At 69.1% G+C, this 24,441-nt stretch carries 25 protein-coding genes; 15 read left to right on the forward strand and 10 right to left on the reverse strand.

Annotated elements, in window-relative coordinates; genetic code table 11:
* Positions 1–16 precede the first annotated feature (16 nt).
* A complete protein-coding gene (locus ACVDFE_RS00135; protein WP_458429156.1) occupies positions 17–679 on the forward strand; it encodes a hypothetical protein in 663 nt (220 codons plus the stop codon).
* A complete protein-coding gene (locus ACVDFE_RS00140; RefSeq protein ID WP_458429157.1) occupies positions 676–912 on the forward strand; it encodes an Rmf/CrpP fold protein in 237 nt (78 codons plus the stop codon). The genes ACVDFE_RS00135 and ACVDFE_RS00140 overlap by 4 nt, the downstream gene beginning before the upstream one ends.
* A gap of 645 nt (positions 913–1,557) precedes the next feature.
* Here the strand turns inward: ACVDFE_RS00140 and ACVDFE_RS00145 are convergent.
* Both ACVDFE_RS00145 and ACVDFE_RS00150 read right to left on the reverse strand, forming a co-directional pair.
* On the reverse strand, positions 1,558–3,420 hold the full coding sequence (locus ACVDFE_RS00145) for a hypothetical protein (protein WP_458429158.1): 1,863 nt from the start codon (positions 3,418–3,420) through the stop codon (positions 1,558–1,560).
* Entirely contained in the window at positions 3,417–4,019 is a 603-nt protein-coding gene (locus ACVDFE_RS00150; protein ID WP_458429159.1) for a hypothetical protein, read from the reverse strand. The genes ACVDFE_RS00145 and ACVDFE_RS00150 overlap by 4 nt, the downstream gene beginning before the upstream one ends.
* Positions 4,020–4,405: 386 nt before the next feature.
* Here ACVDFE_RS00150 and ACVDFE_RS00155 point away from each other — a divergent pair, with 386 nt between their 5' ends.
* The 3 genes from ACVDFE_RS00155 (at position 4,406) to ACVDFE_RS00165 (ending at position 8,246) form a co-directional block, all read left to right on the forward strand.
* The gene (locus ACVDFE_RS00155; protein WP_458429160.1) at positions 4,406–4,810 is read left to right on the forward strand and encodes a hypothetical protein; all 405 of its coding nucleotides are present in this window, start codon (positions 4,406–4,408) and stop codon (positions 4,808–4,810) included.
* 536 nt (positions 4,811–5,346) lie between these two features.
* Positions 5,347–5,733, forward strand: a complete 387-nt coding sequence (locus ACVDFE_RS00160; RefSeq protein WP_458429161.1) for a hypothetical protein — start codon at positions 5,347–5,349, stop codon at positions 5,731–5,733.
* A gap of 182 nt (positions 5,734–5,915) precedes the next feature.
* The gene (locus ACVDFE_RS00165; RefSeq protein WP_458429162.1) at positions 5,916–8,246 is read left to right on the forward strand and encodes a helix-turn-helix transcriptional regulator; all 2,331 of its coding nucleotides are present in this window, start codon (positions 5,916–5,918) and stop codon (positions 8,244–8,246) included.
* Between the two features lie 100 nt (positions 8,247–8,346).
* Here ACVDFE_RS00165 and ACVDFE_RS00170 read toward each other — a convergent pair whose 3' ends face one another.
* Positions 8,347–9,462, reverse strand: a complete 1,116-nt coding sequence (locus ACVDFE_RS00170) for a cytochrome P450 family protein (RefSeq protein ID WP_458429163.1) — start codon at positions 9,460–9,462, stop codon at positions 8,347–8,349.
* A gap of 562 nt (positions 9,463–10,024) precedes the next feature.
* Between ACVDFE_RS00170 and ACVDFE_RS00175 the strand changes: the two genes are divergently transcribed.
* From ACVDFE_RS00175 to ACVDFE_RS00210, 8 genes are read left to right on the forward strand one after another with little or no spacing between them, the layout of a single operon-like run.
* Positions 10,025–10,819, forward strand: a complete 795-nt coding sequence (locus ACVDFE_RS00175) for a thioesterase II family protein (RefSeq protein WP_458429164.1) — start codon at positions 10,025–10,027, stop codon at positions 10,817–10,819.
* Positions 10,816–11,409, forward strand: a complete 594-nt coding sequence (locus ACVDFE_RS00180) for an N-acetyltransferase family protein (protein ID WP_458429165.1) — start codon at positions 10,816–10,818, stop codon at positions 11,407–11,409. Before ACVDFE_RS00175 ends, ACVDFE_RS00180 begins: the two co-directional genes overlap by 4 nt.
* Positions 11,406–11,807 carry a hypothetical protein gene (locus tag ACVDFE_RS00185; RefSeq protein WP_458429166.1) on the forward strand — a complete coding sequence of 134 codons (402 nt, stop codon included), beginning with the start codon at positions 11,406–11,408 and terminating at the stop codon, positions 11,805–11,807. The genes ACVDFE_RS00180 and ACVDFE_RS00185 overlap by 4 nt, the downstream gene beginning before the upstream one ends.
* Positions 11,808–11,809: 2 nt before the next feature.
* Positions 11,810–12,220 (forward strand): SseB family protein, encoded by a 411-nt coding sequence (locus ACVDFE_RS00190; protein ID WP_458429167.1) that lies wholly within the window; start codon positions 11,810–11,812, stop codon positions 12,218–12,220.
* Positions 12,217–12,564, forward strand: a complete 348-nt coding sequence (locus ACVDFE_RS00195; protein ID WP_458429168.1) for a hypothetical protein — start codon at positions 12,217–12,219, stop codon at positions 12,562–12,564. Before ACVDFE_RS00190 ends, ACVDFE_RS00195 begins: the two co-directional genes overlap by 4 nt.
* Complete coding sequence (locus ACVDFE_RS00200) at positions 12,561–12,944, forward strand: hypothetical protein (RefSeq protein WP_458429169.1); 384 nt, start codon at positions 12,561–12,563, stop codon at positions 12,942–12,944. The genes ACVDFE_RS00195 and ACVDFE_RS00200 overlap by 4 nt, the downstream gene beginning before the upstream one ends.
* Positions 12,941–15,208 carry a WXG100 family type VII secretion target gene (locus ACVDFE_RS00205; protein ID WP_458429170.1) on the forward strand — a complete coding sequence of 756 codons (2,268 nt, stop codon included), beginning with the start codon at positions 12,941–12,943 and terminating at the stop codon, positions 15,206–15,208. Before ACVDFE_RS00200 ends, ACVDFE_RS00205 begins: the two co-directional genes overlap by 4 nt.
* A gap of 20 nt (positions 15,209–15,228) precedes the next feature.
* Positions 15,229–15,669, forward strand: coding sequence for a hypothetical protein (locus tag ACVDFE_RS00210; protein WP_458429171.1), 441 nt, complete (start codon positions 15,229–15,231; stop codon positions 15,667–15,669).
* A gap of 196 nt (positions 15,670–15,865) precedes the next feature.
* Here the strand turns inward: ACVDFE_RS00210 and ACVDFE_RS00215 are convergent, their stop codons facing one another.
* Together ACVDFE_RS00215 and ACVDFE_RS00220 are read right to left on the reverse strand one after the other, a co-directional pair.
* Positions 15,866–16,189, reverse strand: a complete 324-nt coding sequence (locus ACVDFE_RS00215; RefSeq protein ID WP_458429172.1) for a hypothetical protein — start codon at positions 16,187–16,189, stop codon at positions 15,866–15,868.
* Between the two features lie 127 nt (positions 16,190–16,316).
* Entirely contained in the window at positions 16,317–16,922 is a 606-nt protein-coding gene (locus ACVDFE_RS00220; protein ID WP_458429173.1) for a hypothetical protein, read from the reverse strand.
* Positions 16,923–17,214: 292 nt separating this feature from the next.
* Here ACVDFE_RS00220 and ACVDFE_RS00225 point away from each other — a divergent pair, with 292 nt between their 5' ends.
* Positions 17,215–17,619 carry a RapZ C-terminal domain-containing protein gene (locus tag ACVDFE_RS00225; RefSeq protein WP_458429174.1) on the forward strand — a complete coding sequence of 135 codons (405 nt, stop codon included), beginning with the start codon at positions 17,215–17,217 and terminating at the stop codon, positions 17,617–17,619.
* Between the two features lie 56 nt (positions 17,620–17,675).
* Here the strand turns inward: ACVDFE_RS00225 and ACVDFE_RS00230 are convergent, their stop codons facing one another.
* Positions 17,676–18,191 carry a hypothetical protein gene (locus ACVDFE_RS00230; RefSeq protein WP_458429175.1) on the reverse strand — a complete coding sequence of 172 codons (516 nt, stop codon included), beginning with the start codon at positions 18,189–18,191 and terminating at the stop codon, positions 17,676–17,678.
* Positions 18,192–18,396: 205 nt separating this feature from the next.
* Between ACVDFE_RS00230 and ACVDFE_RS00235 the strand changes: the two genes are divergently transcribed.
* Positions 18,397–18,597, forward strand: a complete 201-nt coding sequence (locus ACVDFE_RS00235) for a hypothetical protein (RefSeq protein ID WP_458429176.1) — start codon at positions 18,397–18,399, stop codon at positions 18,595–18,597.
* A 67-nt stretch (positions 18,598–18,664) separates the two neighbouring features.
* Here ACVDFE_RS00235 and ACVDFE_RS00240 read toward each other — a convergent pair whose 3' ends face one another.
* The 4 genes from ACVDFE_RS00240 to ACVDFE_RS00255 all read right to left on the reverse strand — a co-directional run bounded on the left by ACVDFE_RS00240 (position 18,665) and on the right by ACVDFE_RS00255 (position 24,393).
* Positions 18,665–19,105, reverse strand: a complete 441-nt coding sequence (locus tag ACVDFE_RS00240) for a hypothetical protein (protein ID WP_458429177.1) — start codon at positions 19,103–19,105, stop codon at positions 18,665–18,667.
* A gap of 297 nt (positions 19,106–19,402) precedes the next feature.
* Positions 19,403–20,203 carry a sigma-70 family RNA polymerase sigma factor gene (locus ACVDFE_RS00245; RefSeq protein ID WP_458429178.1) on the reverse strand — a complete coding sequence of 267 codons (801 nt, stop codon included), beginning with the start codon at positions 20,201–20,203 and terminating at the stop codon, positions 19,403–19,405.
* A 159-nt stretch (positions 20,204–20,362) separates the two neighbouring features.
* Positions 20,363–22,513, reverse strand: a complete 2,151-nt coding sequence (locus ACVDFE_RS00250; protein ID WP_458429179.1) for a hypothetical protein — start codon at positions 22,511–22,513, stop codon at positions 20,363–20,365.
* A gap of 8 nt (positions 22,514–22,521) precedes the next feature.
* Positions 22,522–24,393, reverse strand: a complete 1,872-nt coding sequence (locus ACVDFE_RS00255; protein ID WP_458429180.1) for a DUF2637 domain-containing protein — start codon at positions 24,391–24,393, stop codon at positions 22,522–22,524.
* Between the last annotated feature and the right edge of the window lie 48 nt (positions 24,394–24,441).

A 24,441-nucleotide genomic window follows, 5' to 3' on the forward strand; every position in this document is an offset into this window, starting at 1 on the left:
ACGGCTGGACCGCCACGTGGCGTTGCTGGAGCGCGACCTGGCCGAGCTGGACGCGTGGAAGGCCCGCGCCGCGGCCGCCAGTCCCCCGCCCAGCCGCGCCGCCGAGTTCACCCCGGACGCGACGTGGAAGCTCACCGATGATGAGCTGATGGCCGCGTTCGGCGAGCTGAACGACGATCCGGCCGCTCAGGAACAGATCGTCGCGACGTTCGAGTGGCGGGAGGAACTGGCGCGACAACGTGACGCGGAAATCGCCGCCTGGGAAGCCCGGCAGGAACAGCAACGGCGCGAACGCGCGGCCGCAGAACTGGCCGAGATCGAGGACGCCAGTCCCCTCACCAACCCTGCCCGACGATCGGACCGGAAACTCTCGCCGGAGCGTGCGTGCCGCGAGGAGTACGACTCGTACGTGTTCACGAGCTACATGCAGGCGGAGGCGGACTGCCGTGGTCAGCTTCTCAACCGTGACGGTCTCGCCGCTGGTATCGATCCGCAGGAGCTGTTCAGTGGACCCGCTTCCCGAGCGCGCAAGTACGCGAGCGAGGAACTGCGCACGTGGTGGGGCAGGAACAGCCGCATCACCTACGCCGAATGGAAGTACTCGTGGTTCGGTCGGGAGTCCGACAAGGACGCGGCCCGCACGGCCAAAGCTCAGTCCCTGGGAGAGGTGACCGCATGAACCAGCCGCATCCGGCCGACATTCTCGGACCGCAGGACGTTCTCCACGCCCAGCAGCAAGGACTCGAAGCCGCCCGCGCCGGAACCGGTCTGGACTCATGTCCGTGGAAAGCACCGGCCGACGATCGGGAGCAGGCGCAGCGGGCGATGTGGATTCGCGGCTACGCCCAAGGACGCACGGAACTGCGCATCGCCGGAGGAGCCCCGGAATCGCCACGCCGGTCCCCTGACTAGGCGCCTAGTCAGCGCTGCTATCAGAAATCCGACTCAGCAAAGCGCCCCGATTCCCGCCGAGGGAGTCGGGGCGTTCCCATTTCGAAGACCGTCCCGAATACAGCGAACGCCAGTCCCCCGGCTCGCAGACTCCTCCAGCTCCCACGTCCAGGCCGAGCCCCGGCACCACGGCGCGGCTGGACGGCGACCCCATCAGCAGCCCTCACCCTGACCGCCCATGCCCCGGCCGACAACGCCAGTCCCCTCCCCTCTGAGCTGGAGCTAGGGGAGAGCGGTACCTCCCTGCGGTGGTCCACCGAGGCTGCCGTCGCGCCCCTCCGGCACCCTCGGGCCACGCCGTCGCTGCCTGCTCCCACCGGGGAGCAGGCAGCTCCGCCTGGCCTCCCCCGAGGGGAGCGGAACACGCCCGCTCCCCTCCCCCGCTCCACTCAGAAAATTTTCGAAAGAAGCGTTCGAAAATTTTTCTCGCTCACCGCCTCGCACGACTCAGCGGATATACTGGGGGCAAAGCCCCCAGAGATCTCCCGGTGTAGTCGCGTGCGAGCCGTAAACCACTGTTCCGAGTCTCGCCCGGCCAAACCCGAAACGGCCCCGTTCCTGATCATGGAACGGGGCCGTTGCCGTGTCGCTGGAGCGGGCTGTTGATCAGATGGTGCGGCGCCGTCCGGAACGTCCGCGAGGCTCGCCCGCGGCCGGCGGAGCCACGTCCTGCTCCGGCGGCGGAGCGAGGTCCTCAGGCCGCACGACAGGCGTCCCAAACGGCGGCGTCTGCGCCTCCGCCTCGGCGCCGTGTTCCTCCTCCTGCTCGGCCGCTGGCGCCTTGCGGGGTGACCACCGGATGACGTTGGACGGCAGGTCGTCGGCCGGAGGCTGCCCGCCGCCACCGCCTCCGCCTCCGCCACTGCCGCCGCCCTCGGGAGTGCTTTTCCCGAGTTTCGGCGGGTACAGCTTCTCCATTTCCGGGTGCTCTCGCGGAAGGTCGATGCGCAGGGCCTGAATACGGGCCAGCTTCCCCGCGATCCGGGCCAGGCCGCGGCCAGGAATCGGTTCGGCGCCGTACTCGTCCACAGCTCGCCGCCAATCGTCCTCCAGCGCCATTCGCGCACCGACCGGCGAGACGTAGCCCAGCACGATGCGGTACTCGAGCATGTCCCGCACAGCGCCCGGAATGGCGTCCTCGGCGTCCGGCCGTTGCGTCACGACCATGAGCCGGCCACCGGACGCGCGTAGCTGGCGGGAAAGCTGTTGCAGGATCGGGTCGAGAACCTTCGCCCCGAGCACCGACCGGATTTCCTGTACCTCTTCCAGCACCACCAGGAAAGGCGGGTGGTAGGGCTTCTCCCGGTTGCCGCGGTGGTACTCGGCGTCCTCCTCGTAGCGGGCCCGCATCGTGGCCGAGATGCGCTCCAGATTGGCCAGCCACTCTTCCGGCTCACGGGCCACGCAGTGCACGCCCCGGCGGCCCTCGAACACGATGTAGTCCGAACTGCCCTTGCCGTCGAGAATCCACGTACCGCCGGGGAACCATTCGAGGCGCAGGCCCCTGGCGATGTAGCCGCGGGTGAAATGACTCTTGCCCGCGCCGGTCCCGCCGATCACGAGCAGGTGCTTCTCCGCGTCGGCCGGGTCGACCATCAGCAGCGGAAGCCGCAGCAGCGTTTCCCCGGTGGTCTCGTCGCGTTCCTCGTAGATGCCGGTGGCGGATTCCTCGTCGGTGACGCCGATCGGAATTCCCGGCAGGTTGGCGGGCCACAGCAGATCAGGGATGTTCGTCGGCAAAGCCGGTTCGGCCTTGAGCTCGAAGACGGCGCGGCCGGCGGGCCAGCTGACGGTGTAGTCGCCGGCGTGCCGCAGCGACCACTTCACCGCGCTGGCGATGCGCTCCCGCACCGCCGACTCCTCCACCCGCACGTCGTTGCCGAACGGCACCTCCGCGTAGACGAGCCGTTTGCCGTCCCACTCCCCGTGCCGGGCGGCGAACTGTGCGGGGTCGACGCGCGCCGACCGGGCGACCGAGCCCAGCACCCAGGCGATCAGCCGGTTGCGGGCCCGCCAGGTGTCCGTCGCGCCCGCGATGACCAGCCACAGCCCCAGGGCGAGGATCCAGACCCACAGGCCGGCGTCCAGGGCCAGCCACGCGAGTGCCACCAGGCCGATCACCGGCCGGAACCACCGGCGCACCCGCCGGCGGATCCACCAGGACAACCACCTGGTCAGCCACATCATCGCCAACCACAACGCGGCCGCGGCCCCGATCGGCACCAGCGTGAAGTCGGTGGCGACCCAGGACAACGCCACGAAGCCCAGCAGCACCCAGCCCGGCGCCCGCCGTGCGTCGTACCAGGCCACCCGCAGGTCGTAGCCGCCCACCGAGTACCACCAGGACGTCAGCGCCGAGCGCAGTGTGCGCCAGTCCCGCGCCCACGCGAACCGCTGCCGGCGAGGACGCGGACGAGGCCGAGCAGGCGCCTGCTCCTCCTGCTCGACGGTGGTCGCCGGGCCCGTCATCGCGGCATCCGCGCAGCAGCGCCCGCGACGTCGTACGCGGCCCGTTCGTGGTCCCGTTCCTTGCGCGGGGTGTCGTTCGGCCCCCATTCCGCAGGCCTGCGGCCGCGCAGCTCCTGCGGGTACTCCGACGCCGCACGCGAGCCGAACCCGTCCGGGCGGATGAGCTTGGCCTCGGGAAACTGCCCGATCACCGCCGCCGCCACCTGCTTGGGGATCAACCAGTCCCGCATCGGCAACCGCTGGAACTTCTTCGCCGAACCCGTTTGCCAGCCGATCGGCACGCTGGGCACCTCGACCGCGACCCGGACCTCCCCGTACCGGTCGATCGCGAACGTCACGAGTTCGTCCAGCGCGTCGACCAGCCGCGCCACGTAGAGGCCGAAGGCCGGCCAGTTGTCGACATCGTTGAGAGCGTCACGACGAACCACCCCGTACTGATCAACCGGGCCCATCGTCCAGCCGTGCACTCCGAAGTCGCCGACCCGCAGGACCGCGGCCGTCCACGTCTGCCCGGGGTCGACGCCGATCGTCGGCAGCGGCCGCACGAGCTGCGGCGCTTCGGCCCCCGCTGCCGGCGACATCGTGGTTCCGGCGGTCACCACGCCCACCCGCCAACGGCCGGAGCGTGCTTGCCGGAGAGCCGCCCGAGCTTGCCTCCGAACTGGACAACAACTGGACACACTGCAAGTTCTCGATCACCGCGCCGCGCCTTCCCCCGGCACAACCCAGCACCAGTGCGAGACGGCGCACCGCTCCACTCCTCACGCGGCGCACCAGCCCCCTTCTTCCCGTACATCCGACCCCCTCATGACACAGAGCCAGTCCCTTCCGGCCCGTGACCAGCATCAATAGGAGGCCGATGTGTCCACATCGGTGTGATTGCCGATCTGCGCCACCGACTTCCGCGACCGGCACGGACGTACTCCGCATCCCCCGAGACGAGCCGCTCCCCCACGCCGGCCGCGCCAACTGGCACGCTCAGCCGGTGACCACTTCTTTCGACCGGGAGAACACGCGTGAAGCGGCGTTCATCGCCCTGCGCAACTGGGCTGAGCACGATGACCAGGCACAAACCCAGCGGTCCTCCCTGATGGCTATCGCGTGGCGCGCGGACGCGCAGGACGCGGCGCAGCTCGCCGCGGCCGCGGACGTGCCTCTCCACGTCGTCTTCGAGGATCTCCGCCGGCACGGCATCGAGCCCGACGCCGACCCGCTGGCGGCCGCAGCCGCGCACGGGCAGGAGATCCTCGACGTCGTCACCTCCCTGCTCGCCCCGGCGCACCTCCAGGACCCTGCCGAGGTGCAGCGCCGCACCGCGCTGCTGGGCGAGATCGCTGCCAGTGCGTCAGCCGCCGCCCGCGCCGTGCAGCAGGTCCAGCACGAGGGCTGACAGCCGACGACCTTCTCGAACCGAACACCACAGCCATGCCGAAAACGGCCGTTTTTGACGTTTCGGAGTCGGTGGCGGGGGCGCTGCGGTGCCGGAGATCGACCGCCAGGCCGTGCTTGCAGCCTGCGGGAGGTTGATGAAACCGCGCACGGCGCGACGGCCGAGGGTGCACAGTAGGCAGGTCCCGCACCCGGTCTTGGGTGTTCGCGCCCCTCGTCAGTCCGCGCCCTTCGGGCTGTCCCGAAACGAGGGCGTGAAGATGACCATGCAGTTGGCGCCGGAGCTTCTCCCCTGCCACTTCCTGCCGTGGCGTTGCCCGTGCCGGCAGACTCGAGTTCGCTGACGCCGCGGCGTCAGCGTCGATCCGAGGGCCGGTCAAGGCTGGCCCCGCTCTTGCCGCCGAGGCCGCGAGACTGACGCGCGGCCTCCGCAGAACGAGGTCGTTCACGAGGTCGCTGGGCACTTATCTGGGCACACCGCTGCGACGTCAGCCGCGGCTTGAGGACTGCCGCCGACCGGTCTCCACCAGCGACGCCGTGTTCCTCGACGTCGACGCCGGCGACCCCGCCCTCTATCGAGAGGGGTGGCTGGTGCCCCGGATCGCTGGGCCCGCGTTCTACGCCGCGGCGATCTCCGCGCTCGTGATCGAGCACCGGCTGCCGTTCACCCTGGAGCAGCGCGAGGCACTGCGCGCCGGCGAGATCCCGCTCGGTGCGCTCCTGGAGGACGCCGACGCCGAGCGGTCGAACCACTTCGCCTACACGATCGCCACCCGCCCGCGGGAGGACTTCCCGGTGATCCACGTGCAGGCCACCCTGATTCTCGGCGGCGTGCCCGTCGCGCTGGTGCGCGAGACCGTCCTCTGGCGGGTTCTCACACACCGTAACCACGATCGGACGGCGGCCGCGTCCGCGACTGCCTGAACGACGCCAGTTCACGCCTGAGAAATGACCCAAAAAGGATGTAATCAGGCGGTTGCGCACGGTGATAATCGCGCCAGTCCCCCGTCAGGTGTGACCGGAGTGTGAGCGCGACAGTCTTAAATCCCATACTTGAGCAGCCGCGATTACGTAACCTCACCCAAGTGACTACCGACAGTGCACCCATGACCGGGACGAGGCCCGGCAATTTGCCCGCAGCTGATGAAACCAGCTTCGTGGGCCGGCACCACGCTGTCGCTGACACCCTGAGAATGCTCGGCGAGTCACGCCTGGTCACGCTGACCGGCACGGGCGGCGTCGGCAAGACACGCCTGGCACTCCGGATCGCCTCCATGATCGCGGCGAACCCCGCCGAGGACTACCCGGACGGGGTCTGGGTCGTCTGGTTGACCCCGCTGTCCAAGCCTGAGCAGATCGCCGCCGCCGTGGCCGAGGTGCTGGGATTCCCGTTCAACAGCTCGGTGGGCGTCAGCTTCGGGATCCTGCTGGAGAGGCTGAGCAAGCTCAAACTGCTGCTGCTGTTCGACAACTGCGAACGCCTCGCTGATGACGTCGCGGGCCTGGTCCGCCGGGTGTTGCAGGCCGCCCCCGGCGTCCGGATGCTGGCGACCTCCCGGCAGACCTTGCAGGTGCCGGGAGAGCGAGTGCTGGGCGTCTCCCCACTCGACGCCGGCAACGACGACCCCGTGGCCAGCCCTGAGGGCACCCGCTACGAGGCTGTGCAGCTGCTCTATGACCGGGCCCGCGCGGTCGGGATCGAGCTGTGCGAGAGCGACCTGCCCGACGCCAAGCGCTTGTGCCAGCTGCTCGACGGCATCCCGCTGGCGATCGAGCTGGCCGCCACACGGCTGCGCACGATGGGGATCAAGGACCTGGTGGACAAGCTGGCCCTGGACGAGCGGTTCTCGTTGCTCGACACCGGCACGCACTACTCCCAGCCGCACCACAGCACGCTGTCCGCGATGATCTCCTGGTCGTATGACCGGTGCTGTCCTGAGCAGCAGCAACTGTGGGAGCGCTTGGCGCTGTTCCCGGCCAGCTTCCGGCTGGAAGTCGCGGAAAAGGCGTGCTCGGACGCCACGATCGCGGCCGAGAACGTCGCCGAGTTGCTGATGTCGCTGGTCGATCAGTCGATGCTGGTCGTGGAGATCCGCGACGGCGCCGCGCGATACCGGATGCTGATGACGATGCGGTCCTTCGCCAAGGCGAAGCTTCGCGACCGCCCCGAGGAAGCCCAGCTCAGGCTGAGGTTCGCCGAGCACTACCGGGACTGGGCGGCCGAGCTGTCCAGCGCGGTGCAGAGCCCGCACGAGATCGCCTGGTTGCAGCTGATCAAGGCCGAGATGCCGTCCTTCCTCGCCGCCTCGGACATCTTCCTGGCAGAGGGCAAGGTGCACGACGCCAAGCGGCTGGCTGTGGCGTTGGGACAGTCACGCTGGGGTTACGCCCTGGGGCGGCTTCACGAGGCGCGCAGCCTGCTCGAACGCACCCTGGACGCACCGACTGACGAGCCTCACCGGCTGGACATCATGGGGCGCATGCTGCTGATGACCATCGGTGTGTCGCAGGGCGATCACACGATGGCCCGCGCCCGTCTCGCCGAAACGATCGAGATCTCGGCCCAGCTGGGCAACCCCCCGGACCTGGAGAGCTGGATCCTGTTCAGCAAGGCCCTGATCATGGTCTACGCCGACTCCGACCCCGGCGCGATCGCCGTGCTCGAGCAAGCTCAGCGGTTGTGGCTGGAGAACGCTCCCTCCGGCTCGGTGTACCCGGCCCGCTCGTTCGTCCCGATGGCCGCGGTCCTCGTCGGACCGCCGGACCTGGCCTTTCAGGCCTCCGAGGACGACATCGCCCGCGCCCACAGCACCGGCTCCCCCATCGGCCTCAACTGGGCCAAGTGGTGCCGGGGGATCGCCGAGCTCAAGCACGGCTCCGCCTACCGCGCCATCGATGTTTTCGTAGAAGTGATGACCAGCCAGATGAGCATCGGTGACATGTGGGGGCCGACGTGGAGCCTCGACGCCCTGGCCTGGGCGATGGTGGAGGTCGGTCGCCACGAGGCCGCTGCGGTGCTGATGGGCGCCGTGCGCCAGTGGCAGCAGGACACCGTGGGAATCATGGAAGTCGGCATCGTGCACAAGCTGCACTCCCACTGGGAGACCATCGCGCGGGCCCGCCTCGGAATGGCCGAATTCTCGGCCGCGGCCGAGCGCGGCGCGGCCATGAGTCGCCCCCAGGTGCTCGCGTACGCGCAGGAGCAGGCCGCCGTGCAAGACGGCCGGCCGATCATCCCTGGCGGGCTGACCGAGCGGGAGTACGAGATCGCCGGCCTGGTCGCCGCCGCGATGACGAACAAGCAGATCGCCGAGAAGCTCGTGGTTTCGGTCCGCACGGTTGATGCGCACCTGGCGTCCATCCGCAACAGGCTCGGTCTCGTCGGCGCCGGCAGCCGGGTGGACATCAGCGTGTGGTGGGGCCAGCAACAGCAATAGCCCGGCTACCTGCGGAAACCGCAGAGAACCGGGCCAAGGTCATGCTCGACTGAGAAAGGGGACGTGCCACTGGCACGTCCCCTTCGTCATCGTCGTGTGGTCAGGCTGGATCGAGGATCACGGGGAGTTCCCGGAAGCCGGACGACACCATGTAGGCGCGTCGGTGTTGGAGCTGGTCGGAGGGGACCGCGCCGACGTAGCTGGGGAACCGACTCAGCAGCTGGCGCAGCGCGATCTCGCCTTCCAGCCGGGCCAGCGGGGCGCCGATGCAGTGGTGGATCCCGTGGCCGAACGCGAGGTGGCCGGCGCTGCGGCCCAGCTCGAACTCGTCCGGGCGTTCGAACCGGGCGGGATCACGGTTCGCGCCGCTCAGCGACACGAGCAGGATTTCGTCGGCCGGCACCGTGACGTCGCCGAACGTGACGGGCTCCGCGGTGTAGCGCACCGTGGCGATCGTCAACGGGCTGGTCAGCCGCAGTAACTCCTCCACCGCTTGAGGCATCAGCGTCAGGTCGTCCACCAGCCGCCGACGCGTGTCGTGGTCGCGCAGCAGCCACTCCGCACCGGACCCGACCAAGTTCACGGTCGTCTCGTGGCCGGCCACCACGAGCAGGATGGCGGTCTGCACCACCTCGTCCTCGGTCAGGCGTTCGTCGTCATCGCTGGCGCGGGTCAGCGCGGAGATCAGGTCGTTGCCCGGCTCGACACGCTTGCGGGCGACCAGGTCCGTGAACAGCGCCGTCATGTGCTGACCGGCCTCGACGGCGGCCTGCTGCGAGGCCTCGCCCATCATCGCCTGCGACCAGTCCCGCATCGGCGCCCGAGACTCCTGCGGCACGCCGAGCAGCTCGCAGATCACCATCATCGGGAGCTGGAAGGCGAACCGCTCGATCAGGTCGACCGGCTCGGTCACCGGCAGCTGGTCGAGAAGCTCGGTCGCGATCTGCTCGACCCAGGGACGCAGCGCCTCCATCCGGCGCTGCGTGAAGTCCCTGGCGAGCAACTTGCGCAGCCTGGTGTGGTCCGGAGGGTCCATGACCAGCATGTTGTTCGCGAAGAACGACGACACCGCAGGGTGGCCGCCGCCCTCTTCGAGCTTGCGCAACATGATCTCCGACAGCGGACCCGAGGCCTTGCGGACCCTCGGGTCGGTCAGGGCGATCCGGGCGTGGTCGTAGTCCGTCACGACCCACACCGCCGCCTTGTTCGGCAACACCGCCGGGTGCACCGGCCCGAATGGCCTGAGCGAATTCAGTGTCGGCAGTGGATCACGGAAGTACTCCCTGCTGAACAGCGTGCCTGTTGCTGACACCCCGCGCCTCCATCGGCTCCCGGCCACGCCATCGCGACCAGCCCTCAGTCCCCACCAACAGGGGTTCTCAGTAGCGTCGATCATTCGTGCCCAAACCCGCATCGGTGAATACACCTACGTGCCCCACCTAAGCGGATCGAGCGACGGCCACGTGCAGTACCTACGTAGCTACCAAGAGCTAGTCCATTTGGCTGCGCGGCAACATCGGCGCTTCTTCCGATGAATTCCAGACCGCCTGTCTTGAATCCTGGATGAGCCACAACTCCGCCGGGGGGCGGGGACTTCGAGGGGCCCGGACATCCATCCCGAAGTGCAGGTGGCAGCCCCGCAAGGGGTCACAAGAAGGGGGTGGGGGCGAGAAAGGACGCTCGCGGTCGGCATGCCTTGGACGGCAACGAAATACCCCTGCCACGGACCGCGGGCTCCCTTTCTCCCTTCCCCAGTCACATATTCGGGGGGCTTCAACATGACTGAACCATCACGGGCGTATGTGCTGCGCCCGGTCTCGCGACCGCAGGCGACTCACCGCCTGATCTGCATCCCGTGGTCCGGCGGCGGCCCCGGCGTCTATCACCGCTGGGCCCGCGAAATGCCGGACGAGGTCGAGCTGCTTACCGTTGTGCTTCCGCGCAGCACCGCGTGGCGCGGCGACGAGTACACCGTCGAGATGATCGCCGAGCAGATCGCCTATGACCTGGTCACCAGGTACGGCGAAGTCGAGTGGTCGGCGCTGTTCGGACACAGCCTGGGCGCCTTGATCGCCTTCGAGCTGGCGGTGCGGCTGCAAGCGCAGAACAGGCATCTGGACGGCGTGATCGTCTCCGGCTCGCGTGCCGCGCACCTCGAGGCGCCGGTTCAGCTGCACCAGCTCGACGACGGCGGCCTGGTGGACGCGCTCATCGAGCTGGGCGGCCTGTCGATGGACCTGCGCTACGACGAGAGGCTGTTGAACCGGGTACTCCCCCGCGTTCGCGCCGACCTGGCCGCCTGCGAGCGCTACCGCCCCGCAGCCACCGCGGCCCAGCTCGTGCAGGGCTGCCAGCTGCACGCGTGGAGCGCCAACGGCGATTGGTACGCCCCACCGGCCGCAGTGGAGCCCTGGAGCGAACTCGCACACCCCGGCCACGCCGCGCTGCGCCAATGGGCCGGCGACCACTTCTTCGTCAGGGACTTCGGCGTGCACGCCGTGCTGGCCGCGCTCGGCTGGCCGCACGACACCGTCCACCCGGACGACGTCGCGGAACTGGAGCGTGCGGCATGACCGTTCCTCCGCCGTTGCTCGCCCCGATCTACCTGCGCCGCGCCACCCCGAACGACGGCCCGGCGTTGCGCGCGATGTTCGCCCGCTGCTCCGCCGAGTCGCTGCACGCGCGCTTCCTGACCGCCACGACCGGCCCCGCCGACGAGGACGAGCTGGTCGAGCTGGTCGGCGACATGAGGGCGGTGACCGCAGTCGAGCTGTACGTGGACACCGTCGTGCGCAGCACCAAGCACGCCACCGTGCTGGCCTGGCAGGACGATCGCGTGCTGGCCGCCGGGTCGATCCTGCCCGACGACGACGCCACGGCCGAGGCCGCGCTGATCATCGAAGACGCCTGGCAGAGCAAGGGACTCGGTTCCCTGATGGCCGCGATGCTCGCCGAGGTCACGGCCCTGGCGCAGATGGATTACCTGTGCGCCTACCTCGGTACCGGCAACGTCCGCGCCCGGAAGTTGATCACCCGCTTCTGCCCGCAGGCACGGTTCTTGTACCCAGACGCCGGCGTGGTCGACGTCGTGATCCCCGTCGCCGCCATCAGCGCCGATGCCCTTGCCCAGCACCAGATCGACTCCACCGGGAGGTGGTCATGAGCTTCCTCGAACCGGCCAACGGACCACGCAACCCCGTCGTCGGAGGCCCCGACCTGCGGCGCACCGCCCAGCAGGAACGTCAGCAGGAAGTCCAGCGCGCTGGCCTGAGCGAGCAGTTCGACTGGGCCACCGTCTACGTCGCGACCGAACCCGACACCGACCACATCGTCATCCACAACGCGGGTGGCGGGAACTGGGTGCACGCCTACAGCGAGTACGGGTTTCTGCCCGATGCCCGCTTCGGCCATGACGAGGTGTGGCACCGCCAGCTCAAGGGCGCAGACCTGCGCCGCCAGCTGCCCGAGCACGTCGGGATCGAGCTTGATCACGGACTCCCGCACGCACGCATGATCGCCCGCCCCAAGGTGAGGCCGATCGCCCTTGAAGAAGCGGAGTGACGATGCCTGCCACCGACAACACGACTGACCTGGCCGTCGTCCGCGAGGTGCAAGCCTTCTACGCGGGCAACGGCAACCCGCACCGGCTCCTGGCCGCGTTCCGCGAGACCCCCGTGCACGTCTGCCGCCAGGTCAGCCCGCCCGCCGTGATCACGGTCGACGTGCCCGGAATGGGCCGGTGGTTGCAGGTCTTCACCAACGTGGAGCACCTGACCAGCGTGACCGGCGCGGACTCCGAGTACATGACCCTGCTTGGCTCCGAGGTCCTCGACCTGCTGCTCCCGGTGATGCCTGAGGGCCTGGGCGTCATCCTCGACCCGCACACCTCGCACATGATGACGTTCCCACCGGTCGCGCCCATCGTCACCACCCACGCGAAGGTGATCCCCTTTCCCGGCGGTGAGCGCACATGACGGCCCACCCACCGCACGACCCGCGGCTGTCAGTGCTGGCCGGCAGGCTGGCCCGGCTCGCCGACCTCAACTCCGAAGCCGCGTTCGTCGTCGCCGGCCTGACCACCATCGCCGCCGAGCTCAACATGCTGCCCCGCGTGCCTTCCGGCGACGTGTCCGCGGGACCGATCAGCATCGCCTACTGGGCCACCAGCCAAAGCGTTGACCAGCTGATCAGCGAAGGAGCCCAGCTGCTCGACGCGATCCAGCAAGAGCGCCTGCGGCAAGCCGGCGCAGCGCACCGGCCACACACCGACTACCAGGCCGTCGAGCTTCAGCCACACGTCTCCGAGGTGCCTCGATGAGCGGCGGCTACGGCGTCGACCTCGAAGCCTTGAAGGCGGCCGAGAAGGGCATCACAGACACCCTCGGCGAGCTGCGCCAGGCCGGATTCCACGGCCAGGAGAGGTCCGGTCAGACCGTCGTCATGTGGAAGCTCGACGTGGACGAGTCCGGCCACCAGGTGATCACGGACGGGCTGGACGAGTTCCTGGACCGGCTGCACTGGTGGGTCCGCGGCCTGATCGAAGGCACCGAAGAGTTCGTCACGGCATTGGCGGACACCCGGTCGACCTACGAGAAGGTCGAAGAGGGCGTCGTGAACAAGCTCAAAGAGCTGGTGGACATGACCATCGGCAACCCGCTGGGAGAGCCGAAGGCCCCACCGGCGGAGGCCCCGCGATGAGCAGCTATCACGGCATCGCCGGCGACGTCGAGGAGTTCGCCGGCGCGACGGACGCCAACGACCTGATCTCCGGCGAACCTGCGGAGATCACCGAATCCGCCACCGCAATGCGCGAACTGGGCGAGGCGATGACCCTCGCCGGCGAAGGCTTGACCGCGATCGACTCCTCGGGCTGGACCGGCCAGGCCGCGGACGGCTTCCGGTCGCGGATCGCCGGCAAGCCGAAGCAGTGGATGGACGCGGGCGCTGCGCTGCTGGAGATCTCCAAGGCGCTGACCAACTACCGCGTCGTGCTCGACTCCTCCAAGGACACCGCAGGCCGAGCACTACACATGTGGAAGGGCGCGCAGGAGGCGACCAAGAAGGCGATCACCGAGCACAACGAGCGCGTCAAGGTCTACAACGGCGCCATCGACGCAGGCCAGGACCCCGGTCCCCAGCCCGTCTACCAGGACCCAGGCGAAGCGGGCCGCAAGGAAGCCGAGCGGATGCTGGAGGACGCCCGGCGCCGTGTCACCGATGCCGGCTACGCGTGCGGACGGGTCATCTCCGAGTGGATCGGCAAGGCGCCCGCCCAACCCGACTGGTGGGACCGCCTCGGCGCGAACATCAGCGACGCCGCCAGCTACGCCCTCACCGGTGCGCAGGACGTCGCCGAAGGCATCTGGGAGGGCGTCAAGGGCATCAACTCGATGATGCGCTTGACCAACCCGTTCGACCCCTACAACATCTCGCACCCCGGCGCGCAGCTCGAGAACATGAACAAGCTGGCCTCCGGCTTGTGGAACGGGGTGCAGCACCCGACAGAGTTTGCGAAGACCGTGTTCGACGTCGAGACCTGGAAGGACAGCCCCGGCAAAGCGCTGGGCAAGCTCCTGCCCGACATCGCGCTCGGCGTGGCCACCGGCGGCGGCGGGTTTGCCGGGCGCACCGCGGCCAAGTCCACAGCGGCCGCCGCGCTCGACACCGCCTCCGGCGGGCTGTTCGGCCTGGGTCAGGCCGGCGTCGGTGGCGTGCGCAAGGTCGGCTCGATGCTCGGCCGGGACGCGAACAAGATCGGCCACGCCGCGGAGGACGCGGGCCGCGCCGGCCGCAACGTTCCCCACGAACCTGCCCACCCCAACACGACACCGGTCGCCCAGGCGGACAGTCACTCGGCCGGCATGTTCGACCAGATCGGCAAGTCGCTCGGCGACGTCGGGGGCGATCTCCGCAGCCGCATCGACGACTTGGCGGCCTGGGCCACCTCGAAGAGTCCTGACTCCACCACCGTCTCCAGCGTCACCCCGACGCCGCAACCACCCGTGCGCCAGCCTCCGCAGGTCAACCGGCCCACACCACAGCAGCCAGCGCAGCCACGGCCCGCGGTGCCACCGCCGGCACCGGTGGCACCGCCACCGGCCCTACGACCGGTGCAGCCGCCACCGGAGCGCCCTCCTCCCCCCTTCGATTCGCCCGAGCGCAACCGCTACGACATCGGCGAGCGCATCCAGCAGTCCATCCAGGACACCCACAAGTTCAAGGAGGAGATGCGCAACGGCTTCCCGAACGGCAACGGCGTGCCGAAGGGCGACGGCATGCCGAACGGCAACATCGCCGAACGGCTCACCCCCGACCCTCACCAAGCCACACGGCCGGACCAGGAGCCGCCGGCACACCCCAAGGACCCGGACCACGACCAGCCGACGCACCAGCACGAACCCGAGCAACAAGCGGAGCCCGAACACCAGCAGCCCGAACCGGAGTACCGCAGTCCGCTGGCCGACGACCCCGCCGTCCGGGCCGATATCGACCACTCCGCCGCGGTCAAGGACCTCGACCTCAGCACGATCCACGAAGACGCTGTGTGGCGTGACACCACCGAGGATCTGCACCGCGTAGACGCCCGTGACCTGGACGAACTGTTCGAAGAGGGGTTGCTACCGCGCAACGAGAACCTCGGCGAGATCAGAAAGATGATCGATGAAAACGCGGAAAGTGCGTGGGTCAGCACCACTCGCGATGAGAAACTCTGGGAAAATCACGCCATCAGCGGTCTCGGAGACAAAGACACCTTCTCCGTGCTCACTCTCGGCGCACGCGGGGGCGTAGACGTCGAAGCCTCATTCCCCTACACGCACTATATGAAAGAACAAGAGATCGCCTTCCCCGGCGGCGTTGATCGCTCACGAATCCGCGGCGGATACCTCGTCCGCATCAACCCAGACGGTAGCCGCGAGATCGTCCCCGGCTCCTGGCGCGACAACCCGTACTACGAGCCCTAGTACCTGGTAAAGGAGACACGATGCAGCCGCATCAGCTTGCCGGATGCCCCGTCACCGCGTTCAACCCCAGTGACCCGGCCCAAACCCACACCATCGAGGCGAAGATCCTCCGACACGGCCCAGAACTCCGTGCAGCCGTTCCGCCCACGGAAACGCACTGGGAAGCCCTGGTCGAACTGCCGGAGGGCATCGTCAGCGGCACCGGTGACAGCACCTGGACCGCGCTGCTGAACGCCCGCCGCGATCTCGAAGAGCGGCACGGCCTGCTGCTGGCAATCGCCGCCGCACAGCCCGAATACACGGTGGAGAACATCGAGCGCCGTCGAGGCATCACCACGGTCACCAGCCTGAATGGTGGCCCGACCAAGGGAATGCTGACCGCCGTCGATCCGCACCTCGTCAGCGGAATCGAAGAGCAGCGCCGCACCCACGAACAGCTGCTGAGCCAGGTCAACGGCTAAAGCTTTCCGCTCCAACGCTGTGAACCGAATTCATCGCTCTTCGCGGTGGTGGCCCAGGTGACCCAGTCCACCAAACTGGAGTCCCCCCAGGCCTGACCATCAACCGCGTGCGCGGGTGCCTCCTGGGAACACCCAGGCAACCAGGAGGTACCCATCAGGGCCCCCGCGACCAGGCCCAGGTCGCGGGGGCCCTGACCTATCTCGAGCCCGCGGTGACCGGCCGTGAGATGAACCGCGGCTGCACGTCGCGGTAGGGGCCGTCATCGAGTTCCGCCCGCGCTGGCAGGGCCCCCTCCAGCTGCAAAGTCCAGTAGTGGTCAGGGTTCGGCTCCGCCGCGCACGCCTCGCAGCTGACGTGCAGCACGTCGCCGTGGGTTGTCGCCCGGTAGCCCACCTGCGTCAGCGAGTGCTTCCCCCGCTTGCACGACGCCGGCAGCACCCCGACCCGCTCCCCCGCGTCAATCCGGTACCTGACCTGCGCATCCGGCCGTTCGGTGCCGTTCTCTCCTCGCCAATGCATCCGCGAAGCCTAGCAATCCAGTCGCACACTTGTTCGAGCGCTGTGGACGTCCGGATGGGTCAAAAACGCCCGTTTTGGCATTAGTGGTGACGTGACCACGAAGAGACCGTGTGCAGGTTTTGGCTGGTCAGTGACCGAGTTGTGCGAGAGCGTCACTCCAGATCGACAGCATCCCTGCGGGCAGCAGGTCATAGGCGTGGGTCTTCGAGCCCTCCGGCCGGCCTGGTGCCGGGCGGGACTGCGCGACCGTGACCAGCGACGCACCCTCTCGAGATCGCTCACGCCACTGCCGCCTGGCGGCCATGTTGACCGTCTGCGCCATCGAGCTGAGCCGCGACTGGCCGGCCACCTCCCGCAGCCGGTCCACCGTGGCCGAACCGCCTTCCGCGACGAGGGCGCGCACCAGTCTTACGCCCGCCTCGGTGGAGTCTTTGAGCACGTCAACAGCGAAGTCAATCGTCCAGTTCACCGGATCCGCGACCGCCTCGTGCCGACGCTGCACCACGTCCTCTTGCACCTCATGCCGCATCGGCTCCGCGTCGAGCGGCCGGACCAACGCGGTCCGGCCGAGCAACGCCAGCCGCGCCAGCAGCGGGCCCGCACAGCGCGAACACCACCGTCCCACGGCCTCCCCTGGTGCCTGGGTGACCTCGTCCCGCAAGAGGTCGACGGTCATGTCCGAGTCGAACTCCTCGCAGCTGGTGCAGTCGTTGCGATCATGCGGGTACGCCATGCCGATCATCGTGCACCGCCTGCACGGCTATGACTCACGCCACACTGAAACTGTCCGGCGGCGGACATTCCCATCGATCCGCGATTGCCAAGCTCCTCGCCAAGCACACAACGAGGAGGCGACGTGATCGACAGCGCGAACAACTCGGCACCTGGCCGGCCCGCTGCGCCGATCAAGAACCCCGAACCACCTTCTCCCCCGCGGGCCGACCGCCGAACAAGCTCCGTGCCGCTCAACGCTGATTCACCGCGCATCCACACCTGATCCACAGCGGATCGAGAGGGTGCGAAGCATGTCAGCGGTCCAAGCTGTACAACTGCACGTGAAGAGCTGCGGTTCCAGTCATCGCGGCGAGCTTCCCCGAGGCCGCTTCGTGCTGGACGTGTCCACGTGGTTCGATGACCCCAGTTCCGCGGTTGACCAGCGCAAACTGACCGCGAAGGACCCTGCGGTCGTCAACCGCGTCCGGAGTGCTCCCAGGTTCCTCGACTACACCCGCCGGCTGCTCGAACTGCTCGTCGTGACCGTCGACCTGGCCAAGGGACCGGTTGTCCTCGTCCTGCACTGCGCCGATGGCCAGCAGGTCAGCCCTGTTGCGGCCGATGAGGTGGCCGAACTCGGCCGCGCCCAGGGCTGGTCAGTGAAGGTGGAGCACCTCGACCTCGGCAAGCCGGCCATTCACGCGGTGCGGACCTGACACCGCTGTCCGCTGCGGCTGTGCCTGGTCACGGCGGAGCCGCGCCGCTGCCGGAGCTACAGCAGCCCCCGCGCGAGGCCGGCCAACGCGGGGACCGCCGCGAGCAGGGAGGGCACGTGCACCACCGGTTGCAGCGGTGAGGGCTTCCAACCGGTCGCCTCCTGGATGAACCCGCCCTTGTCCGCCTTGCCGGGCCGCCAGAGTTTGTCCGCAACTGGCAGGGTCAGCCAGTTCAGGGGTTCCTTGGTCGTCGCGTGCCGTGGCCAGGTGTAGCTGGTGAGGAAGTGCTCGTCGGGGGCGTCGGCTCTGAACGGCGCCGCCTCGAAGTGCGCGGCCTCGGGGCCTGCGACGAACCAGTGGATCATGATCATTCCCGGTCCGTGTGCCGCCTCGTCGTGCGTGTCCGGGTAGTAGCGCTCAAGCCACAACCGCCACAAGGACACCGCGTCGATCTCGCCAGGGCTGTAGTCGTCCGTGAACGGAGCCCCGTCGATTTCCCAGGTCAGCTCAAGGGATGTGGTGAACGTCGGCCCCGTGTACTGGCTCAGTTCGTAGGTCCACTGGTCGCCCATCGCGTCCTCCAGGCGGTCATCACGCCGAGCCCCGGAGCCGAGCCCTCGACGCGCGGTGTGCCGAACAGATGGGTCATCATCTCCGACGAAGCTCTGATCGAGCTGTCGCCGACGCCGTCCGTGTACGGATTCCTGGAGCCTCTCTGGACCCTGCTGCGGCTCGATCGGCCGAGATCCTCCAGCGCTACCCGCACGGTTGGGACAGATGAGCACAGAACCGTTGAGCGAAGATCAGCAGGACGCCCTCGTCGTAGACCTGACGGTGAGCCTCGGGACCCTGCCAGAAGAAGAGTTCGAGCAGCTCTACCAGCAGCTTGATACAGAACACCAGTTGCTGATGGACACCAAGATCCGCGAGTTCGCCGACAACGCGGTCGGAAGCGAGCACTGGGACTCCGACGACTGAGCGGATCGGAAACAGCAGCGGGCCCCCGAGTCGATGACCGGGGGCCCGCTGCTGTTCAACAGGTGGATCAGAGGCTGCGGCGTTCGATCATCGCCAGCATCCCGGCAAGCGCGTGGTGTTCCGGGAGCGTGGCGGCCGCGGCCGCGGCACGGTCGTGGACGTCGGCGGGAAGCCAGCCCTGCTTCCGTCCGAGGACGACGAAGCCGGACACGATCGCGACGTTGATCGCCTCCGGCTCGCACCACTCGACGCTGAGCGCGTCGTACATGTCGGCCAGGTCGAGGTCGCCCTGCTGCTGGGCCTCCAGCCCCAGGCTGAACAGCACGGGCGCCAGCAGGAAGCCCCGCGTCATACCGTCCGGTCCTTCCGCCACGACGTGATCGAGAACCCGGAGGATCTCCGTCAGGTCGCCGCCGTCCGTGACGGCCTGGCGCACGAGGTCGTGAAGGGCGTGGCCCTGGTTGCGCAGGTAAGCGGTGGTGTCGTCGGTGGCGTCGCGGTCGGTCACGGTGCGGAGATCCCCTCATAGCTCTGGACGTCGTGGCTTCCGGAAGTTGCTGCGGCATCGGGCGAACGAGGCAGGGGTGCGGGGTCACGGGTTCGCAGAACGCCCCAACGGTGACCGCATGCCGGTCGTGAGCAGCGGAATCGGAGGCTGTGCTCGTCCTCGACGCCGTGCTGCCCGCGGTGCCGGCAGGACTGGCCACCGACCAGCACGCCGTCCGGGTCCAGGCACCACCGGCAGGTGTGTTCGGGCAGGGAGCTCCACCGTTCCCACAGCACGCCGGTCCCCTCGCGGTGCTGGTCAGCAGAGAATCCCGGCATTGTCTTCCTTCAGCTCATCGGTGATGGCGCGGCAGTGACCGCAACCGTCCAGGTGGGCGTCGACCCGCCGTGTCTCCCACTTGGTCGTCTCGCCGCGCGTCCACGCGCCCAGCAACCCCACGACGTCCTTGCAGCTCTCCGCGGCCTCTTCGCGGACGTGCATCTGGAGGTAGGCGCTGCGCAGGCCCTTGCGTGCCCGGCAGGCCAGGGCCGCCACGGCGTTGGGGCTGAGGCCGAGAAGGGGGGCGACTTCAATCGGGTCCTGCTGCTGGATCTCCGTGTGCCACAGCACCTTCTGCCATCGCGGCGTGAGCGACGCGAACGCACGGCTGGCCAGAGAACGCTCGAGCCCGGCCACAGCGGGGTCGGTGAACGGAACGGTCATGCCGGCGGCGTCAGCGTCGCCGGAGATGTCCTCGGACAGCGTGATTCGCTTGTCCCGCTTGAACTTGTCGTAGTGGCCGTTCCGCAGCGTCCTGAGCAGGTACGCGCGGAACGGGAACTTCTCGGGGCCGCGGCCGCCGAGCAGCATGGCCAGGACCTTGCTGAACGCCTCGGCCACCAGGTCGTCCGCGTCGGTGTAGCTGAGCTGGTAGGCGAGGTTGTAGGCGGCGGCCACGTGCTCGGCGTACAGCTCACCGAACGCGGCACGGTCACCCTGGCGAACAGCGGCGATCAGGTCTTGTTCGCGGTCAGAGCATTCTGCGGCCGTGGCCGGTTTCGGTTGGGGTGTGGTGCTTTGCGCCCGCGAGTTGGGCGTGACGATGGTGGGTGAAAGCATGGGAGCCAGCTCCCCCTTCCGGGAGCGAGGGGCGTCTGGCTGGCGGCATTCTTCGCGGGATCGACGCCAGCCGGACGCACCGTTTCCGAAACGGTCCGGGTGGACCCGACACCCTCCGACGCGGCGACGTCGGCGAGCATCGCGCGCACCCGGCGCGAATCAGGCCTGGTCAGAGGCAGCGCGGGCGCGCTCGCGCAGCGTGGCGATCGCCTGGTCCAGGTCCTCCAGGTAGAAGCCCTTCGGGTTCGAGCCCGGCGCCAGGTTGGTGTCCCTGCTCCGGGTGATCAGGCCTCCGGTCGCGTTGCGCAGCTCCCGGACCAGGGCGGCCTTGTCGATCACGACCCCCTGCGCGCCCAGGTGGTAGGAGATCTCCTCCCCCGATGCCCGTTCGGGGTTGCGCTTGGGGTTGGACTCGCTCGCGATCGCCAGGACGGCGTCGCGGACCTGGTGCACCAGCTGGGGAACGCCGTCGAACTCGGCACCGTCGACCACCAGCCGGTCCCGTTCCCGCAGCTGCGGGCGGAACGGGGCCCGCTCGGCGGAACGACGAGCAGCCACACCGCGGTCGGTGCGGTCGAACCGGGCCAGGATCGGCATCGGCTCCAGGCCGATCACGAAGCCCTTGCCCGCGTCGCCGGGATCGGTGCGGGTGGCCTGGCGGAACAGCTGCGGGCGGACGCCCTGGTCCCGCTCAGACTTCGGCAGCGATGCCACGTCCTCGGCGGCCATGCCCAGGTAGATCTTGACGTGGACCTGGGAGGCGATCAGCGCGGACTTCATCATCTCCTTGACCTTGCGCTGCGCGCACAGCACGACGTGCACGCCCACCTTGATGCCGTAGGTGATGAGGTACTCGACATGCATCCGCAGTCGCGGGTGCTCGGCGGCCAGGCCGTACTCATCGATCACGACGAAGTGCGCCGGGCCGTCGACCTCGGTGTCCCAGTAGCGGGCGCCCAGCTGCGCGGTGCGGTCCTTCACCATCGCCACCGAGCCAGCCAGCAGCTTCTCCGCCTTGACGAAGTCGGGGCCGCCGACGTAGCTGTTCAGCGAGTCTTCCCAGGCACGCAGGTCAGGGCCGCCCGTGATGTCCAGGCCGTCCACCGTGCAGTCGCCCATGCTGGTCAGCGCGTCCACCACGTCGTGCAGGACACCCGACTTGCCCGAGGCGGTACGGCCCACGACCAGGATGTGCCGGCCGAACAGCTCGACGCGCAGGCGGCCGCCGTCGAACCGCGTGGCGAGCTCCACCGGCGTGCGCACCGACGTCTGCGAGCGCTCCGGGCTGTCGATCGGGTTGGCCAGCAGGTCTTGCATGACGATCCGCAGCGTCCGCACACGTGCGGCAGCGGTCACCGCCGACAGCACCAGGCCCCCGACCGGCGTGTTCAGGTACCGCTCCAGGCCCTCCAGCTTGGCCTCGGTGATCGCGTCGAGCACCTCCAGCGTGGCCGTCCAGCCCCAACCGCCGGCGGCCTTCTGGACGCCGTGCACCTTCGCGCGCAGGTTCGCGTCGGCGAACGCCTCGTTCAGGTTGGCGATCACTCCCCTGTCCGACGCGTCTGCGGCCAGGCCATCCGGCATGGCGGAGAGCACGGCCGGCTGCTCGGCGGTCTCCCCCAGCTCCGGACGACCGGCGTATCCGAGCCCGAGCAGGATCAGCCCGCCGACCGTGAACAGCGCCCATCCCGGCGTGGACTGCCACGCCCAGGCCAGCAGCTCGTCGCCCCAGAACTTGTAGACCACCCAGCCCGAAGCACCGACGCCGAGCAGCGTCAGCAGCGCGATCCGACGCTCCCGCCGCAGGTCCTTGCGTCGGGAGGCCGCCACGGTGGGCTGGGTGTCCTTCAGGGTCGCGATGATCTCGGCCATCTCGGGCTGCCACACCACGCGGTAGCCGCCGCGCAGCGCCACAGGCACGCCGCGTACCACCCACCACAGGCGCGTGCCTACCCAAGACACCGTGGTCATCGCCCACCGCGCGTTGCGCTGGCGGCGGGCCGCGCGGGCCACCAGCTGATCCGGGGTCAGCTCGCGGCGCCGCGCGCGGTACCGGACCATCGCGCCCTGAGCACGCAGAACCAGAGCACCGCCGCCGGGCTGCTGGTCGGTGCGCACGGACTCAACCCAGATCGGACCACGACGGCCGTCGCGGTCGTCGTGCTGCTCATCGAGCTGCCCGTGCCACTGCTGGACCATCTGGTGCTGTTCCGGCAGATCAACCGGACGCTCCTGAGGGAAGCGGCTGGTGGCGTCCACCACCACGCCGTCCTCCTCCCAGTCGTCGTTACGAGCTGCGCTGATCACCATCTCCCCCTTCACGCGGCCTTGGCCGTCGTCTTGTTGCCGAGCGCGGCCTGGACGGCCTTCACCACTGCCGGGCGCCGGGTGCCACTGGCGTGCTTGTCGGCTGCGGTCGTCGTGTCGCGGAGCCCGTCCTGCACGGCCTGGTGGATCGCCTCACGCCGGCGGCCGCCGACCCGGTGGCCCAGAGCCCTCAGGGCGGTCAGGAGCGGGTCGCGTGCGAGCCGGTCGCCGAGCAGTGCGCCGATCTCCAGGGCGTCGTCGATGAGGTCGTCCACGTTCACGTCGGTCGTGTCGGTCGTCGCGCCCTCGGTCGTCTCGGTCGCGTCGGTCGCCTGCGCGCGGTCGTTCTGATCGCTGTTCCGGTCGTCTCGGTCGTCGGTGTGGCTCACCGCGACCGAGAGCCGGGCCCCGGTCGTCTCGCCGCTCTGGTCGTCGGTCGTCTCGGTCGCGGTTTCTGCCGCGTCGGTCGTCTCGGTCGTCGCGACGGTCGGTCCCCGGTCGTCCTCGTCGGTCGCGGTCGCGGGCGTTGCCAGCAGCCGGTCGCCGGTCGAGGTGGCCGCACGGTCGGCAGGCTCCGCGAAGCCGACCGGACCGCCGCCGGTCGTCTGCTCGGTCGTCTGCGTCTCGGTCGCCTGGATACGGCTCCCGAACAGGAAGAACTTCCTTCGGCCGCGAGGCTTGCCCGGCCGCTCGGTCGTCTCGGTCGTGGAGTTTCCGGCCTCGTCGGCCGTCACCACGGCTGCGGCCGAACACACGTCAGCAGCCGGGTTTCCGGTCGCCTGGCCGGTCGACGTGCCCAGGTTGGCTGCCTGCCCGGTCGCGCCGGTCCCCCGGCGGCCGTTGCCCCGGTCGCCTGCCGCCGGTCGCCGGTCGCCGGTCGTGCCGACCGACCCGTTCCCGGCCGTCTCGGTCGCCTCCGCCACGTCCCGCAGGACGGCCGGACCGAACAGCAGCGCGGCCGAGCCCAGCACTTCCTCCGCCTTGGCCAGCGTCGCCGCGGCCGTCTCGGTCGCCGCCTTGCGCTCGAGGTCGACCAGCGACCGGACGGCCGGCGCCCACTTCTTCGCCTGACGACCGAGCCGCCGCGCGGCCTTGCGCGCGGCCTTCTCGGCCGCCTTGGTCTCCAGTTCGGCCTTCGCGACCGACAGCGCCAGCGTGGTGTTCTCGATCCGGTCCCGCACGGCCACCCGGTACGCGTGCAGCGTCCAGAGGGGGAACAGCAGCGCCTGGTCGAGCGGGAACCGCGGCCGCACCGGCCGCTGCTGAAGCAGGCCTGCCTCGTGCAGCTTCGCCCGGTGCTGCCACCACTCGCGGATCTCCCAGGCGGTCGGCCCGGCGATCGACAGCACCGCCAGGATGGCGCCGTTGTGGGCGTAGTTCGAGGCGGCAGAGAACCCCACGATCGCCCACATGAACAGGCGGACGCGGATCGCCCGGTCCCGGTACTGGCCGGCCGAGCGGGCGATCATGCCCATAGCCAGACCGAAGACCTCCAGCGCGGTCGCGGCGGCCGCCGCGAACAGCACGGGAACGTCCTTGCCGATCAAGTAGTAGAACTGGCCGTGCCAGGCCGCCGACGCCGCCAGGGAACACAGGATCGTCACCAGCTGGCCGTCGAGCGAGCGCACGAACCCCGCCCACACCTGCGCCCGCCGGGCCTTGCGAGCCGCGCTCCGCTGCTGCTTGCGCTGCTGCTTGGCGGCCCGCTTGGTAGCGCGTTCTCCCTGCCTACGGGCCCTTTCCTCCGCCAAGCGTGCGTCCTTGAGCGCGCGTTGCTTGCGCTCGAACTCCAGCCTGGCCTCGCGCGTGCGGGCCTGCCGGTCCGCCGCGGCGTCCGCCTCGCGGATCCGGGCGTCCGTCTTGTCCGCTACCGCCGTCTTCACCCTCTACTCCTTCTGCCGCCGGGAGTGGTTGTGCTTGCTCTGACCTGC

Source organism: Lentzea chajnantorensis, from assembly GCF_054300775.1.